The following is a 17446-nucleotide window of genomic DNA, read 5'->3' on the forward strand; positions in this document are numbered from 1 at the left end:
CCGGACACTTTAAGTGTCCGGCAGAACTCGTTTTGATGTAGCAGATTTGTTCAGACTCTCGCTTAAAAGTTTCACATGCTTGCGAACGTGAACTCTTCGTTCTGGCTATCAACTTTAATAGTTGAACCTTCGGGGAATTCCCCGCTCAGGATGGCATTCGCCAGTGAGTTTTGCAGACGATTCTGAATCACACGCTTAAGTGGACGGGCTCCGTATGTTGGATCGTAACCTTCATTGGCAATGAGCATTTTCGCATCATCTGTCACTTCCAGTTCGTAACCATGCTCGCGCATCTGGGCAGCGAGGCGGCCAATTTGAAGCTCGACAATTTTACGGATTTCAGTTCTCTGAAGCGGTTGGAAAACAATCACTTCATCCACACGGTTCAGGAATTCCGGACGGAAGTGCTGCTTCAGGGCACCCAGGCAGGTCTCGCGAATTTTCTCTTCTTCTCCCTGCTCGGAGAGTTCAAGAATCGCTTGTGAACCGATATTGGATGTCATCACCACAATCGTATTCGTGAAATCGACCGTTCTCCCCTGCCCGTCTGTCAGGCGACCATCATCAAGGAGTTGCAGCAGGACGTTGAAAACATCCCGGTGCGCTTTCTCGATTTCATCCAGCAGAATGACCGAATATGGCTGACGCCGCACTGCTTCTGTGAGTCGTCCCCCCTCTTCATATCCGACATATCCGGGAGGGGCTCCAATCAGTCGAGCCACAGAATGCTGCTCCATGAATTCGCTCATGTCGATGCGGACCATATTCCGTTCGTCATCGAAGAGGAACTCGGCGAGAGCTTTACACAATTCCGTTTTTCCGACACCTGTTGGTCCCAGGAAAATGAACGATCCAATCGGACGATTCTTGTCCTGCATTCCCGATCGTGATCGGCGGACGGCATTGGCGACTGCCGAGACCGCTTCGGACTGATTGATCATTCGCTGATGGATCAAATCTTCCATCTGCAGAAGTTTTTGCCGTTCTGTCTGCAACATTCTGCTGACCGGGACTCCCGTCCAGGCCGAGACAACCAGCGCAATTTCTTCAGGGCCGACTTCGGTTCGAAGAAGTTTCGGCTTCGCATCATTCTCTGGAGACTCATCCACAGGTTCGACTTCTTGTTCGTCAACCTGTTTGCGGAGTGCCTTACGTTGGCGGTCTAACTCGTAAAGCCTTTGGTAGTCTGCCTCATCGACCAACTGCCCACTCGATTGCTGGTCGCGGACGGTCGCTTCGAGTTGTCCGTATTCGAGATCGAATTTTTCAAGCTCTTCACGAACGTTGGCGACATCACCCAGCCCAAGCCTTTCGGATTCCCACTGCTCTTTCAGGCTAGCCAGCTTTTGCTTGAGGGACTGGGTTTCTTCGTTAATTTCGGCGAGTTCTTTCTCCACGCTCTCGCCAGATTCTTCCGTAAGTTGCCGACTGGCAAGTTCCAGTCGAGTCAGCCTTCGCTGGATTTCGTCGATCTCCGTCGGGACTGAATTCAACTCCATCGAAACTCGTGAGGCGGCTTCATCGACTAAATCGATCGCTTTGTCAGGTAAGAATCGATCATTGATATAGCGGTCCGAAAGTGTCGCAGCCGCTTCCAGAGCAGCATCACGAATCTTGATTCCGTGGTGTTTCTCGTACCGCTCTTTCAGTCCTCGCAAGATTCCAATCGTATCTTCGACTGAAGGTTCGTTGACTTTGACCGGTTGGAAACGTCTCTCAAGAGCTGCATCTTTTTCGATGTACTTGCGATACTCATCGAGTGTGGTCGCTCCGATACAGTGAAGTTCACCGCGAGCCAATGCTGGTTTGAGAAGGTTCGAAGCGTCCATCGCTCCATCGGTTTTTCCGGCACCGACGACGGTATGCAATTCGTCGATGAACAGGACGACCTGACCGCTCGCTTGTTCGACTTCTTTGAGAACAGCTTTCAAGCGATCTTCGAATTCCCCACGGTACTTTGCACCGGCGATCAAGGCTCCCATGTCTAGAGCGACGACACGCTTGTCCTTCAAGCTTTGTGGAACATCGCCGAGGACAATTCGGTGTGCCAGACCTTCCACGATCGCAGTCTTTCCGACCCCCGGTTCACCAATCAGGACCGGGTTGTTTTTTCGTCGGCGAGCAAGAACTTGTACGACACGACGAATTTCGCCGTCACGACCAATGACCGGGTCGATCTTTCCTTGTCGAGCCATTTCGACAAGATCTTTCCCGTACTTTTCGAGAGCTTGATATTTGTCTTCTGGATGCTGGTCGGTTACCTGATGTCCGCCACGGACTGACTTCATTGCCTCCAGTAAATCTTTCGTTTCGACACCATTCAAATGCAACATCCGCTTCGCTGAGCTCTCAACTTTTGTGAGAGCCAGGAAAAGATGCTCTGTCGAAACGTATTGATCCTGCATCGAAGAGGCGGTCTTTTGAGCATCTTCGAAGAGTTGAACAGATTCCGGTGAGGGCCCGATTTCGAGGTTCGAACCGCTCGACGACGGAAGCCGGTCGAGTTCGCTGTCGACCATCGTTTGGATCTGGGAGACATTGACTCCCATTTTTTCCAGAATTGCTCGCGGAATTCCATCAGACTCTGCCAGCAGAGCCTTGAGAAAATGTAAAGGGGTCAGCTGTCGATGCCCTTTTTCTTGAGCGAACGAGTGTGCGTTCTGGACAGCTTCCTGCGCTTTAGTTGTGAATTGATCGAGTCGAATAGCCATAGAATTGATCTCCTTTCGTGAGAGATGAGATCATTAAGCAATCGCCGTTCCTGAAATGCATTTAATCTGTAAAGTGAATTATAACAGTCCTTTAGGGGCAAGCAACGTTTTTGGTGTGTGCCATAATGGCACTTCCTGCGTGCGGGTGCAATAAGACGAGGTGTGCCATTTTGGCGGGTTGCGTGTCTTAGCCGCACACTTCAAGCGTGCGGCTAAGATTTTCTAGCGAGATTAATCTCACTTCGTATTCATCTGTGCGGCTGCGAGACTGAAGAGGGCTCCTTCGAGCAGGTAGCGTTGGGTGAAGGCAGCTATGGCTTCACCGGCAGTATATTGCAGCATGAGGATGTCGCCCGGTTGAACGAGGATGTTTTCCTCCTGATATCGCATCGCCTTGTGGAGGTCGACTTCCACGGTGATCCGCTGACCGGTTGGCAATGTGCGGAGGATGATCACACGGCTGGCACCGATGGAGACATCGCGATTCAATGCTGAGACCCCACCGATGGACCGCGAATTTCCACCACTGCCGGAGTTCCGACCTTCTGCAATAGAGATCGCTTCGAGGACTCCCAGATCGTATTCACGCGGAAGAGTATACTGCCCTCCGCCGAGAAGACCGCCAGTATAGAACACGTCCGTTTCGCGGGACTCGATAAAGACGATGTCCCCATCTTCAAGAGTGATCATCTCTTCGTTGATGTTGGGGATCTCCCCGTCTGCCAGTCGAATCGGAATTCGAATGACGTTCGGATTGTCGATTGTCGGATCGAACTGCTGGAGCGCTGTTGACCAGTGAAGGTTGTCATCCGGGATCGGCTCTAATCCGATTGGACTGTCAGGAACTGGAAGTGGTGTCCTCGTTGCGCCAGCTGGTTGAACTTGTTGATGTCCAGGATTTGGATAAGCAGCCTGAGCTGAGGAGGTCTGGATGGGCGAGACGTTCATTTGAGGCGTCGCGTTCGGTAGTTGATGCCCAAACTGATGTGCTGCCTGTGCCTGTCGTTGCGGTACTGGATAGCCACCTGTCGAACGGTTCATTCGCGGCTGAGTGGTTTGGGAAGGTTGTACCCTATGTTGATTTGAACCATGTTGATATGCATATGGGGAGTGCTGGGCTCCTCCAGTATTGGCGAACGAATGTCCGACGGTATGGACGTGGTACGGCGCGGCGTTGCTTTCATTCTCAGCGATGCGGTAGTCCGCAGTCATCAGCCCGGACTGCGGTGCACGATTCGTTGCACTTGCAAGCTGAATGTTCTGTTGATTTTGATTTCGGGCATTGTTGCCAAATCCGCCTTGATACTGGCTTGGAACCTGCTGTTGCGGTGGGAGTGCAGGAGCGTATTGGGCAGGTGGGCAATGTGGGTTTATTGCCGGTCCACCTGCACCGAAATTTTGGTTTCGGCGTCGGATGATGTAGATTGTATTCTCGGCGTCGAGACCGGGGAGTCCGTCGACCCCTTCAACGGTTGCCAGTGCGTGCAGCACATCATTTTCGTAGGCATTTAATGTGACGATCCGGGCTGTGCCACGTTTCGACACACCGATGTTGATTGTTCCAGTTTCTCCGCCACTGGCCAGTTCGTTTCCGGTTTCCTGCCGAACAACGAGGACGCGATGAACCCGAGGTCTTTGCAGGCTGACCAGAATCATGGCTTCTTCAGGTTTCAGAATATCGAAATCTTCGGTGTACGTTCTGCGGACCGCTTCTTCGACCTCAGCGAGCGTCATTTGATTGACATTAATCGGAGGAATCTGCGGGAGCGAAATTGTGTTGTCATCACGGACCGTGATGGGGTATCCGATCGTTGGAGCATCGTCTGGGGTGTAGGGCTGATTGATCGGAGGCTCGACCCCGACTTGACGGACTTCTGTATCCTTACGCCCAAGAACACCGGGAATATAAATTGACAGGACATCACCAGCGGCGACGCGGTGCTGAGCAGGCGGCGTTTGCACAAGCAAGCTGGGGTTGATGGTCCGCTTGCCGTTGCGGCGCGGGCCTTCAAACTCATCTGGCAAATACGATGCCGGGACTCCGCGGACTGGATGGAGTATGGAACAGCCTGTGGAGCATGTGAGGACCATGCCGATCAAAACAAGTTGCAGCGGACGAGGCCACTTACAAGTTCTGAGTGGGCGACCAACGATGTTCGCAGAATTATTCATCTCACCTTCCGTGGCGGTGTTGTGATGCATAGAACACTTTTGTGTTTCCTGTGTCCGTGAAGAGTGCTTTTCGTGTGCTGGAGCACTCGTTTCCACGAGACAGAATGCGTACATCATTTCCGAAAATGTTCTAGGACTTTTGGTTTTCTGTTGGTTCATCAGTAGTACGTCGACGGCGGAGCGAATTCAGTTCGGCATGCATGGCAAGACCCAGAGGCGACGTCAAGGAATCGCTGCGCACCAATATTTAAGGCAACTTGCGAACCTGCAGCGTACCCTGCAAACCATTGGTCAGCCCGTGCATGCCCATTGCATGTGCGGTTTTTTTCTTTCCAGTAGGGCTTAGGAGGCAATGGAGGGACTTCTCCTGAAGCTCCCATCGCGACATCCTCGAATGCTTGCCGGAAACCTGATTTAAAGTCGCGTGAATGCACGCCTTCGGGCATACTTTGGTTTGCAAGGCTGTGGGCGACTTGCTTGGTTTTCCACTTGTCTGGACCCACGCAAACTTTTACGCCTTTCCCAAACATTCCAGCATTTTTATGGGGCTGGACCTGTTCGATATCACAAGAATCACCCGACCAGCCTGCCGTATGGCAGCCGGTCAAGAACAGGGTTAAAATGCAGAGGTGTTTTCTCATAGGTCGAACATCTTTGAGTGAAACCGTGGACGATTTCCTTTTAAAGCGAGGACGTCCTCTCGCTTATCGTCACGCAATTTCGGCAACATCAAAGGAACCAACAACTCCCGTACGACCGGCTTGATGCACATAAGTCTCTTCCCTTACCCATTTGCCGCATCTTTCCTGTTTGTGAATTTAGGGGCAGAGGCGAAGGAGATTTGCGGGGAGTGGAGGCCTGGCGAAGGGGGCTTTCGAATTCGATGTTGTGTTGAATCGGCAAAATGTGCCATAACATCTTGCCGTGATTGGTAATAACGATTCAATCTGTGACCTCGGAACGCAGATTTTCTTTTGCCCAGCGGAGACTGTATGGCCACGAATTGGAACTGATTCGAAGACCTGGATTTGGCTTCTCACCCATGCCAGCCAGCAGGTGGTGGACATACGAATTGCAGCACTTAACCAGAGATTTCCACGGATGGAGCCCCCCTCGGCAGAATTGATACAGGCATTGCAGACGCTGAAGATCGCGAATGACCGTGAGCTTCAAAAGTGCCGTACGCGCGTACGGAGACTTTCTCAAGGATTGCCCGCTTTCGATTCCGTCTGGATTGATGCTCTCGTCCATATCGGAGTGATGACACCGTTTCAGGCCCGCTATTTCGAGCAAAAGCGATGGTCTGAACTTCAGTTGACGGAATCGCTGATTCTGCGGGATCAGGTTCACTTCGATCCTGTGATGCCGGTGTTTTTGGCTGTCGATGTCGAGTCGAATACTCGCTGTATGGTGACGCGATGCGATGTAGATCGAGCTGATTTTGAAGCCGTAGCGATCCGCCTTAGAACTTTTCGCCAAGCCAGAAGTGATTCTCACTCAGCTGGTACATTCTTTCTAGATCCGGAAAAACGATTTGTTGCTCAAACAAGGCTTGCGATTGAAGGAGAATCTTTAGAACGGTTGCTCGTACGTCGCGGACGGTTTCCTGAGGCGGTCGTTCGATCGATCGCAGTTGGGGTCTGCGATGATTTTGAGCAGAATGGTGAATCGCACCTGCACGGAGACCTGAGGCTGTCGAATCTCTGGCTCACAGCATCCGGACGGCTGGAGTTGTTAAACGCCGGGCTGTTCAATCTCGTTTCTCCAACCCCGACGATACATACAAAGATCCCGATTGATGCATACAACGGGATTGCCCCGGAACGGTTTGAGAGTGGTCAAGGAGTCACTGTCTCGACTGAAATGTATGCTTTCGGATGCCTGCTCTGGCAACTTCTTGCTGGACGTCCTCCACACGCATTGGCTGATCCACTTGCGAAAATCGCTGCTCACCGCCAAAAGTCGATTCGAGATATCCGCGAAATTGCTCCGGATGTCTCTGATCAGTTTGCGGAATTCATTGCAAAGTTGACCCACCGCCAACCACTGAAGCGTCCGAAACGCTGGGCTGATGCAAGGCACATGGTTGCGGGGATGGCGAAAACGCCACAAGCCAGGCTGAAATCGTTTCTGCATTCCTTTGAATCTGCTGCCCCCCGGAATCTCGGCCAGACTCGTGAAAAGTCCTCGGTTCCATACGCGAAGATCTCACTGACGCTGAGCTTGACGATCATTGCGTCGATCTTGTTCTGGAATCGCGATCAGTTCAATCTCCCTGCACTTTCGCAAGTCGGCGCAGCGGTTCAACCTATGTCACCTGAAGATTTCAAGCCTCTCGTCCCGCTGCAAACGTCCACTTTGGAGAAGTCCGAAGAAACAAGGACGACCGAAATCAGGACAGCCGAAACCAGTCTCGACGAAGAAGCACTTCCGACGTTCCCAGTCCCGAATCAGGAAGGCGTCGTGCTGCTGGATCATGTCGGTCCCTTCAAGGCGACTTCATTGCATGCCGACGAAGTTCTCATCATTCGCGGGCAGGCAGGCATTCGCCCGACGATTCGAGTTCAAGGGAATAATACGATTCTCGAAGCGAAAACAGTTTTGCTGGAGAATGTCCAACTTGAATTCATACGCAGTGGTGAACAGGAAGGAGCGCCTCGTTCCGTTCTACAAGTCGTGGCAGATGAGTTTCGACTCAACCAGTCTCTTGTCGATGGACCTGAAGAGGCATTGAATCAATCCTTGTTCAGCTGGAGAGCGAACGGTGCGGATACGATGGCTTCGGGACGGCTACTTGTTTCGAACATCGTCGTGAAGTCTCGGCGACCGCTCATCGAGTCAACCACGCCTCTCACGACGGCACTCTTCGATAACGTATTGCAGCGATTGAATGGCCCTCTCCTCTTCTTGCACGGAGGAGTTCATGCAGGTCTGCGGGTTCCCATCGTTTTGAATCACTGTTCGATGGTCGGGCCTGGACCGGTCGTCAGTGTTGATCGTCTGGGCGAGACCGCCAGCTCTGGGCTGCTCTCTCTGCAAGGTAAGGAGTCATTGCTCAGGACATCCGGAGATGTGCCATTGATCGGGTTTCATGGAGACGAGTTGAGTGAGGTGTGGTCAGACCATGTTGAAATCGCCGCTCAGGGCCTGATTGTTCCTCAAGCTGGAAAACTGTTCGGGCATCGTTCCGGGCCGCAAGAGCCTTGGGGCGAGCTTTCTAGCCAGTTGGTTCGTGTCGATGGTTTACTTTCGGGAGAGTTTCATTTCACTGAACCTGGAGCCGGGAACGGGGAACTGTTGCCTGTTCCACAGGCGGTGATTGACCACCTTCCTGTCCGTCTTTCAAGTGAGAATCCCGGGTTCAATTTCGAGCGGTTTGAGGCCTCGCCGAATTGACTCTAAGTCTGTCCCTGAAAATCACTTGCGATTTTCGGGAACGACTCTGTTCTTGATTGTCGGAGCCAGCGAATTCGACTACAATTGTCATTGCAGAAATGATCTATCGCGACGTGTTGCAAACTGTTTGACTAAAAGAGTTTGTGGCGTTTTCGGGAGTCTGGTGGAAGACCGGGTTTCATAGTTGTTCGTCGTCGCACAAGTTTTTCAAGACAATGCCAGGAGCAGATATCCTTGTCGAACGATTTGACACCCCCCGAAGATCCTCACAACGACTCTCAATTCTCATCGGAAGGGCCTGTACCGGGACGGATTCAGAAGCTCGATATTCGCGATGAGATGAAGGAAAGTTATCTCACCTACGCGATGTCGGTGATCGTGAGTCGTGCCTTGCCGGACGTTCGTGACGGGCTGAAACCCGCTCAGCGGCGGATTCTTGTCGCCATGAACGATTTGAACCTTGGTCCATCCTCCGGGCGGATCAAGTGCGCAAAAATTTCCGGGGATACCTCTGGAAACTACCACCCGCACGGTGAAAGTGTGATTTACCCGACCCTGGTCCGTATGGGGCAGGATTGGGTGATGCGAGAAATTCTCGTTGATAAACAGGGCAACTTTGGTTCACTCGCTGGTTTGGGCCCAGCTGCGATGCGATATACGGAAGCCCGTCTTTCGGCCGCAGCCTCTGAAATGCTGGACGACCTGAACAAAGACACAGTCGACTTCGTCCCGACTTACGACCAACGGAATGAAGAACCGGTTGTTCTCCCGTCGCGCTTCCCCGGCCTGCTCGTCAACGGCTCTCAGGGGATTGCAGTCGGGATGGCGACCAGTATTCCTCCGCACAACCTCTCTGAGGTCGCCAGTGCCGTCCAACTCCTCATCGACAATCCTGAAGCGACGATCGATGAAATCATCGATGTCCTGCCCGGTCCCGATTTCCCGACCGGCGGAGTCATATGTGGCCGCTTTGGAATTCGTCAGGGATATTTGACGGGACGTTCGACGCTTACGCTGAGGGCTAAAGTCGAGTTTGAAACCGAGAAAAATACCGAAGTCATCGTCGTCAAAGAGATCTCTTACCTCGATACACGTGACCGCGTGAAATCGAAGTTGGAAGCCCTCATCAAAGATGACAAGATCAAAGGGATCTCTCGCGTTGTCGATTACACCGACCGCAAGACTCCCAGCTGGCAGGTCCGTTTACATATTTATCTGAAACGGGATGCCGACCGAGAAGTGGTTCTCAACCAGCTCTATAAATTTTCACCGCTGCAATCGACGGTTTCGGTGATCCTGCTGGCACTCGTCGGAAACCGTCCTCAAACGTTGAGCATCAAGCAACTTCTTGATGAGTTCCTGCGACATCGTGTGACGGTGATTCGCCGTCGAACAGAGTACTTGCTCCACGAAGCTCGTAAGCGAAAACATACCATTGAAGGTCTGTTGATCGCCCAGATTGACATCGACGAGATTATCAGAACAATTCGCAACTCTCCCAGCCGGGCAGAAGCGAAGGTTCGCTTGCAGGAGATTCAAGTTCCGTCTGAACTCATCGAACGTGCGTTGGGTGAAGGTGGCTTCGAGATGTTTGTCGAAGAGAATGGCGAGCAGCAAAACTACTCGCTTTCTGCGAACCAGACAGAAGCGATCGTCAGTATGCAGCTTGGTTCGCTCGCAAATCTGGAGCGAGAGAATCTTCAGGGCGAACATCGTGGCTTACTCGAAGATATCACCGGATATCTGCAGTTGCTCTCCGATGAAGGAAACATCCGTGCGATGATTCGCGACGAGATGGAGCAACTCAAGGAGAAATTCCCGAACAAGCGTCGCACCGAAATCTCAGAAGAAGAACTTGGTGACGTCGACAAAGACGAACTGATCACCGAAGAGCCAATGGTGGTGACGCTGTCGCAACGTGGTTACGTCAAGCGAACTCCGCTCTCGACCTATAAAGCCCAGAACCGTGGCGGGAAAGGGATTAAAGGAGCGAAGTCTGACGACGAAGATCCAACAGAACATCTTTTCGTTTCCAGTACGCACAGCTACCTGCTCTTCTTCACAAACTTCGGGAAAGTGTACTGGCAAAAAGTCTACGACTTACCGCTTCAGGGACGCACAGCCAAAGGTCGTGCACTGGTCAATCTACTGCGATTGTCCGAAGGCGAGCGAGTGCAAGACTGTATCGATATTCGGGAATTCGACGACGAACGCAGTTTGCTGATGGCCACTCGTAAAGGGTACATCAAGAAGACTCTTCTCTCCGCGTATAGCCGCCCAATGAAAGGGGGCATCATCGCGATCAAACTCGAAGAGGATGATCGACTCATCGATGTCGTCAAAGTCTCACCGGACGAGAATGTCGTTCTCAGCACAGCATCCGGCATGGCGATTCGGTTTTGTGAATCAGATGCTCGTGCTATGGGAAGAAACTCTCGCGGAGTGCGGGGAATCAGACTCTCGAAAGATGATGAAGTCGTCGGCATGGTCGTTTCCAGCGAACAGAAGACCTTGCTCACTGTTTGCGAAAATGGTTACGGAAAACGGACACCGTTCGGGCCTGTCGTCGTTGAAACCAACGAGGACGACGAATCCTCACCGAGCGGCGGAATGCGTTACCGTTTGCAGAAACGTGGCGGCAAAGGTTTGCGAGATATCAAAACGACCGCACGCAATGGCAAAGTCATCGGAACGCTCGCAGTCGAAGATGGCGACGACATTCTGCTGATGTCCGCACAAGGAAAAATTCAGCGTCTGCGTGCTATCGATATCAGCACCATTGGTCGAAACACTCAAGGTGTAACGATCATGAAGATGGACAGCGACGACCAAATCGCTGGCATCGCCTGTATCCCGGCTGAAATCGTCGACGAAGAAGAAGGCGATCCAGTCGCCTCTGCGGAAGTCGTGGAAGGTAGCGAGCCTGCATCTGATGTCGTCAACGAAGCCGACGGAACTGAGCCGTCTCCAGCAGTTGAAGATCAGCCAGCGGCTCCAGATGATTCTGCTGAGGACCTCAACGATACTCTGGAAGATGAAAACGCTGCAGACGACGAGTCCGCAAGCGACGAAGATGAGTAAGATGACAACAAGTCCCATACGCCGGGGCTCTGAACTCGGCGTATGGCAGCTTGATGTGCGAAGCGAGTCCGCTGGCCACATCTGCGGCAACGCTTGACTTCAAACGATCGAGGCAGCGTTGACCTTGTTCGCAAGGCCATAGCATGTTTCATTTAAAGCATCTTTAGAATTGGTGCTCGGATTCTGCCTCGTGGCGAGCAGCAATTTTGTTGATGAAACGCGTTCTTCATGGGCTCACGGTCGAACAAACTGCTCTAAAAAATGATAGCCGGACACTTCGAAGCGTCCGGCTATGCATTTTTCGAACAGGTGTTCGCGATTTATCTCGTGGTCAACAGCAATTTTACTGCTGAAACGCGTTCATCATCGACACACGGTAGAGTGAATGACTCTAACACTTTTCGTGAGTTCGACTCTTTACCCTTCTTGTCGGAGCTTATCCAGGATGCTCTGGTCTTCCAGAGTTGATGTATCCTGATTGTTTTCTCTTCCAGCAGCGATGTCTTTGAGGAGACGTCGCATAATTTTTCCGGAGCGAGTCTTCGGAAGGGCTGGCGTGAAGCGGATTTGGTCCGGGGTGGCGATGGCTCCGATTTGGTGACGGACATGCTTGATGAGTGTGTTTTTGACTTCGTCTATGGGGATGTCTCCCTTGGGGATCACGAAGCAGCAGATGCCCTCCCCTTTGAGATCATGCGGGTAGCCAACGACGGCCGCTTCTGCGACGAGGTCGTGTGAAACCAGCGCCGATTCAATTTCCATCGTGCTCAGGCGGTGACCCGAAACGTTCAGGACATCGTCGACGCGACCCATGATCCAGTAGTAATCGTCCTCATCTTTACGTGCTCCATCGCCCGCGAAGTAGTACTTGCCGTCGAATTTGGAGAAATACGTCTCAATAAATCGCTCATGGTCGCCATAGAGTGTACGAAGCATGTGTGGCCATGGCTGAGTCATCACAAGCAGGCCACCTTGGTTCGCTTCAAGTTCTTTGCCTTCTTCGTTGACAATCGCAGGCACGACGCCGGGAAGCGGTTTTGTGCAAGAACCGGGCTTCGCTGGGGTAACACCCGGCAGCGGACTGATCATGATGCCACCGGTCTCGGTTTGCCACCATGTGTCGACGATTGGACAGCGTTCACCACCAATCAATTTGTGATACCACATCCAGGCTTCAGGATTAATAGGCTCTCCTACGCTTCCGAGCAGACGAAGTGAAGAGAGATCGTACTTCTGCGGCCATTGATCGCCCCATTTAATGAAGGCACGAATGGCTGTCGGAGCGGTGTAGAAAATATTGACGCGGTATTTCTCAACGACTTCCCAGAATCGACCTTCGTCTGGCCAGTTGGGGGCTCCTTCGTACATCACCGACGTCACACCATTTGCGAGTGGACCGTAAATGATATAACTGTGGCCGGTAACCCAGCCGATATCAGCGGTACACCAGTATGTGTCTTCGTCTTTGTAGTCGAAGACCCATTTCGAACTCATTTTTGTTCCGAGCATATAGCCCGCTGTGGTGTGCAGCACACCCTTCGGTTTTCCGGTTGACCCAGAAGTGTACAGGATGAAGAGCGGATGCTCGGAGTCGAGTTGGGTTGCTTCACGGTCTGCGGAGGCGTTTTCCATCAGATCGTGCCACCAGTAGTCACGGTCTGGAACCATCTCGATATCGCCGCCTGTTCGCCGAACGACAACCACTTTTTCGATGGAGGTCGACTTCTCGAGTGATTCGTCGACAGTTGATTTCAGCGAGATCTCTTTCCCGCGACGCCAACCACCGTCGGCGGTGATGACGAGTTTCGATTGTGCATCGTTGTTGCGATCAGAAATGGCGTCTGCACTAAAACCACCGAAGATGATGGAGTGTGTTGCCCCAACACGAGCACAGGCCAGCATTGCGATAGCGAGTTCTGGGATCATCGGCATGTAAATTGTGACTCGGTCGCCTTTTTCGACGCCGAGTTGATCCAGCACGCTGGAGAATTTGCAGACTTCGCGATGCAATTCCTGATACGTTAACGTTCGTGTATCACCAGGTTCTCCCTCCCAGATCAGTGCTGCTTTGTTCTTTCTCCACGTTGTCAAATGCTGGTCGAGGCACTGGTACGACGCGTTAATTTTTCCACCCTGGAACCATTTGGTGTCCGGCATGTCTCCTTCCATCACAGAATCGAATGGTTGGAACCATTCGAGTTCTTCCCTGGCCAGATCGCCCCAGAATGTTTCGGGGTCGTCTTTTGCCTGTTGCCACATTTGCTGATATTGCTCCTCAGAAGAGATCAGCGCATTGGCAGTGAATTCAGCGGGCGGAACGAACTTGCGATTTTCCTGAAGAATGGATTCGATGGCGTCGGACATGGTAAAGGAGCCTTTTTCTATTGAGCGTTTGGCAAAAAATATTGTTTTGTTCTAACAAAACCTGACTTCGTGATCTCACTTCTCCTGAGTCAGGAGCGCGAAATCACCAGCCATCACAGGGGTACTAAAGACTGTCGACCTCGAACGTGAATTCGAGGTCGAATGTGTGTTGATGTTGATTTGAAACGTTGATGCTAAGACTCCCCGCTCCTGAGTTCAACAGAACCGCCAAAAGTTCTGATTCGCTCACACTGATTTCACTTGGTAAGATATACTAGTTGCGCAGGTTAACGGTCTGGTCAGGATTCTGATGAGTCATCTGGTTGTAGTAGTCAGTCCGCGATCACCATGGAGGAGCAAAACCGAGATGTTTGGAAAAAAAGCGACAAATTCAGAGACGGACGCGAATTCGCCCGAAAAATCTCGGAAGAAGCCACCAAGCTTTCTCCGACTGGTCCAACGCTCGATGACAACGATGGGGATCATCGTCCTGGTGGGACTTTTTTGCCTGCCTTGGCTCGCTTCCTCATTTCTGAAGCAGCAAACAGCGGAAAAATGGATTTCTGAGAGTCTTCCAGGAAATATCAAAATTGGAGATGCCTCCGTTGGCTGGAACTCTCCAGTCATGCTGAATGACGTTGTCTTCGAAGATGAGGCCGGAAAGAAGCTGGCCGAAATTAAGGCTGTGACGTCGAATCAAACGATGCTCGACCTGCTGCGGAATCAATCTCGTCCGATGGAATTGGAATTCGAAGGGATGCGAGCCACTTTTGTGGTCCCACGCTTGAAAGCGGCTCAAACGTCGAATAAGCCAATCGATATTGAGTCAGTCGTGGAAGATCTTTTCAAACAGAAAGTTCCAAAACCGGCTCGCGATATGACCATTCGTATCGTTCGGAGCGAACTGACCTTAACCGATGCAGAAGGCAAGTCACTTGCCCGCTGGAGTCCCATCAAGGCGACATATGAATCCAGCAGCGCGACTCCACCGAAACAGAAGCTGAAGATCGATGCACCAGTTGCTTCGCTCGTTTCGAGCGATACAAAGTCTGAGGCAAATTCTGGAAATTTAGGGTTCGTCGCCGACTGGACCGGTTCAACCTCCCCGACGACGAAGGAGTCTCTCTCGCTGACACTCGATTGTGCTCAGCAACCACTTGCGGTCTTACAGCCGTTAGTCGAAACATATTTTCCAGACATGATTCCCGGGGCTCCAGTCACTTTTCAAATTGGCGGTTTACTTGAACGTGTCGGGCAGGAAGAGTTGTTGTTGAAGCTGGACACTCAATTGACGGATCATCAGCCTCTGAGTACCTCGCAGTCTCCCCTCAATTTTGATGTGGAAGCGAGCTACTCACAAAAGGAAGATCGGATTGACGTCCCCCGTTTGTTTGCACAAGTTGATGAAACTTCAGTCGATCTGCAGGCGGAAGTAACCGACGTCTCTGGAAAACAGGTCGTCGACGCGCAAGGGCAATTTCGCTCGCCCGCCGAGGGACTTGCGAATCTGCTTCCGGAATCAATGAAGGAAAATGTCCAGTTCAAGGAAATCGAAGTTTCCGATTTGTCGATCAAAGGTCCGTTACGCCCAGACCCTTCGAAGCCATTTGACCTGAAGTTTGAGCTTTCGACCATCGTCTCCTGGAAAGAAGCAACTGCTTACGGAATCACTTCGAAGGATGGCAAAGTCAAGTTAACTATGGCCGGGAATGACTTGTTGCTGACTCCAATTGAAATTCCAGTCAGCGGTGGACATATTCGGCAGTTGCCAAGTTTTGACCTGTCGACAACTCCGCTCACTGTGAAAATTCAGGAAGGACTCACTCTCGATAAAGTCGCCTTGACCGAAGAGATTTGTCACGACTGGTTGCGATATGTCTCCCCCCTGCTTTCCGATGCAACCCGACCGAGTGGAACGTTTTCACTGGTGGCCTCTCCCGCGACATTCCAGCTGGAGAAAATGAACGAAGCGAACCTCTCCGGGAAATTGAATATTCACAAGGCTCAGGTTCGCCCCGGTCCGCTCGCTGACGAAATCATCAACATGGTCTCAGCCGTTCGAGCTGCGAAAGGACCTGGTCAGCAGGAAGAGATTATTTTTCTGGAAATGGAAAACCAGACGGTTGATTACCAGGTTGTCGATGGTCGGGTTTATCACGCTGGTTTCAATTTCAAAGTGGGAGACTTCGACTTCTCCAGTAACGGTTCAGTCGGATTTGATGAAACGCTTGATCTCGTCATTTCCATGGCATTTCCCGATGAGCTTGCAAATCGTGGACCGATTTTGCAATCGCTTCAGGATGAAGCATTGGTCTTCAAGGTGACAGGGACCATGGACAAGCCGGTGATCAAAGGAGATCAGTTGAAAGACGTCGGGAAACGCATCGGCATTAAAGCTGCAGAAGGTCTCCTCGAACGAATTTTAGAACGCCGTGGTAACCGCGGGGTTCGTCCCAGACGTGGACGATAATCGACGTTCCTTCGTCAATGACGAGGCTCGGAGATCCCATTTTTCCCTCAGTTGACCTGTGAGATACTATTTTCATTACCGTGGGCAAGCTTTATGAAATTGTTATTTTCCTCGCTATTCGTCATCACCACTCAGTTCGCGATAGTGGAGGCCGTGGAGGTCAACATCATTGATCATGGTGCGATTCCGAATGACGGCAAAGACGATACGCTGGCGATTCGCAAAGCCTTCGACGCCGTCGCGAAAGCGAATGGAGGGACCGTTGTGATACCGAAAGGTCTCTTTCTCGTCTCTCGGCAGAAAAGTGAGACACCCATTCTGAGCATCCCCTCAGAGACAACTGTTCGGGGGGAAGGCAACCAATCGATTTTAAAATACGATTCCAAAGTGAACGAGTCCAACTTCTGGCGGATGTTAGGGTCTTCAACGAGTTGCAAAAATATTGTCATTCACAGCTTGCACTTCGATGGCAGCAACACGTTCCCAAAGTATGAAAAAGGAAAGACACCAGAGCAGAATCACGGCATCTTCTTTTATTGCAAAACCGGTCCCATTGAGAACGTCACCGTGCGCGACTGTTCTCTCGAAAATTTCAGTGGAGATTGCGTCAGTTTTTCCCAGGGCTGTCGAAACTTTACGATTCGCAACGTGACCGTGAAGAACTTCATTCGCCAGGGAATTCAAATGGGTGGAGGAGTTGGCGACGGCGGTCATCTGGTGACAGAGTGCAAGGATCTTGAGCACACGGTCCAGCCGGGTGGAACGACGATTCATGTTGAACACGCAGAAGGTGCGAAAGACTTTCGCATCATAAACAATCGCTGCCGCAAATCGTTGCTCGCTGGCGGCGGAGCGGAAGGGCTGGTCGTGCGGGACAACATAATCCATGGAAGAATCGAAGGGAACAGCATCAAAAACGGCCTGTTTGAAAACAACACGCTCACAGCTGGCGACGGCAAACGTCCTCTGATGCAGTTTGGATACGCCAACGGACTAACCATTCGAGGCAACACGATCAAAGCTGCCGACTCAGAAGCGACTGGGATCTATGTTTGGGGGACATCCCGCTACAACCCGGAACCTTCAAAGAGGATCACCATCGAGGACAACAGGCTCGAACTCAAGGGCCAACCGATTTACCTCAACGGCGTCCGCGGCTGCAAAATTCAAAACAACACCATCATCGGCAGCGAAGCGAAAACCGAAGTCCGCAAGAGCCGCACCGAGTGTGAAGTCGGCTTCGAATGATGGT

At 51.7% G+C, this 17446-nt stretch carries 8 protein-coding genes; 4 read left to right on the forward strand and 4 right to left on the reverse strand.

The genetic code is table 11. The features are described 5' to 3' along the window. Positions 1–71: 71 nt before the first annotated feature. The 3 genes from clpB to ACN0YR_RS10805 all read right to left on the reverse strand — a co-directional run bounded on the left by clpB (position 72) and on the right by ACN0YR_RS10805 (position 5524). The gene (gene clpB, locus ACN0YR_RS10795; protein ID WP_417849225.1) at positions 72–2711 is read right to left on the reverse strand and encodes an ATP-dependent chaperone ClpB; all 2640 of its coding nucleotides are present in this window, start codon (positions 2709–2711) and stop codon (positions 72–74) included. Between the two features lie 237 nt (positions 2712–2948). After that, positions 2949–4883: a polysaccharide biosynthesis/export family protein gene (locus ACN0YR_RS10800; protein ID WP_417849226.1), complete on the reverse strand. Its 1935-nt coding sequence runs from the start codon at positions 4881–4883 to the stop codon at positions 2949–2951. A 158-nt stretch (positions 4884–5041) separates the two neighbouring features. Continuing rightward, entirely contained in the window at positions 5042–5524 is a 483-nt protein-coding gene (locus tag ACN0YR_RS10805) for a hypothetical protein (RefSeq protein WP_417849227.1), read from the reverse strand. A 460-nt stretch (positions 5525–5984) separates the two neighbouring features. On the opposite strand from ACN0YR_RS10805, the gene ACN0YR_RS10810 reads away from it, so the two are divergent. Both ACN0YR_RS10810 and gyrA read left to right on the forward strand, forming a co-directional pair. Next, positions 5985–8279 (forward strand): serine/threonine protein kinase, encoded by a 2295-nt coding sequence (locus ACN0YR_RS10810; protein WP_417849228.1) that lies wholly within the window; start codon positions 5985–5987, stop codon positions 8277–8279. Between the two features lie 234 nt (positions 8280–8513). Next, positions 8514–11360, forward strand: a complete 2847-nt coding sequence (gene gyrA / locus ACN0YR_RS10815; RefSeq protein WP_417849229.1) for a DNA gyrase subunit A — start codon at positions 8514–8516, stop codon at positions 11358–11360. 417 nt (positions 11361–11777) lie between these two features. Here gyrA and acs read toward each other — a convergent pair whose 3' ends face one another. Continuing rightward, positions 11778–13724 (reverse strand): acetate--CoA ligase, encoded by a 1947-nt coding sequence (acs, locus tag ACN0YR_RS10820; RefSeq protein ID WP_417849230.1) that lies wholly within the window; start codon positions 13722–13724, stop codon positions 11778–11780. Between the two features lie 367 nt (positions 13725–14091). Here acs and ACN0YR_RS10825 point away from each other — a divergent pair, with 367 nt between their 5' ends. Beyond that, positions 14092–16194 carry a hypothetical protein gene (locus ACN0YR_RS10825; RefSeq protein WP_417849231.1) on the forward strand — a complete coding sequence of 701 codons (2103 nt, stop codon included), beginning with the start codon at positions 14092–14094 and terminating at the stop codon, positions 16192–16194. 93 nt (positions 16195–16287) lie between these two features. Further along, positions 16288–17442 carry a right-handed parallel beta-helix repeat-containing protein gene (locus tag ACN0YR_RS10830; protein ID WP_417849232.1) on the forward strand — a complete coding sequence of 385 codons (1155 nt, stop codon included), beginning with the start codon at positions 16288–16290 and terminating at the stop codon, positions 17440–17442. The last annotated feature ends 4 nt before the right edge of the window (positions 17443–17446 follow it).

Origin of the sequence: Thalassoglobus sp., from assembly GCF_048270125.1 — a bacterium.
Lineage (GTDB): Bacteria > Planctomycetota > Planctomycetia > Planctomycetales > Planctomycetaceae > Thalassoglobus.

Coding starts and splice junctions, on each gene's coding strand:
- clpB (WP_417849225.1), bottom strand. CDS start 2,711: ATGGCTATTCGACTCGATCAATTCACAACTAAAGCGCAGGAAGCTGTC.
- ACN0YR_RS10800 (WP_417849226.1), bottom strand. CDS start 4,883: ATGAATAATTCTGCGAACATCGTTGGTCGCCCACTCAGAACTTGTAAG.
- ACN0YR_RS10805 (WP_417849227.1), bottom strand. CDS start 5,524: ATGAGAAAACACCTCTGCATTTTAACCCTGTTCTTGACCGGCTGCCAT.
- ACN0YR_RS10810 (WP_417849228.1), top strand. CDS start 5,985: ATGGAGCCCCCCTCGGCAGAATTGATACAGGCATTGCAGACGCTGAAG.
- acs (WP_417849230.1), bottom strand. CDS start 13,724: ATGTCCGACGCCATCGAATCCATTCTTCAGGAAAATCGCAAGTTCGTT.
- ACN0YR_RS10825 (WP_417849231.1), top strand. CDS start 14,092: ATGTTTGGAAAAAAAGCGACAAATTCAGAGACGGACGCGAATTCGCCC.
- ACN0YR_RS10830 (WP_417849232.1), top strand. CDS start 16,288: ATGAAATTGTTATTTTCCTCGCTATTCGTCATCACCACTCAGTTCGCG.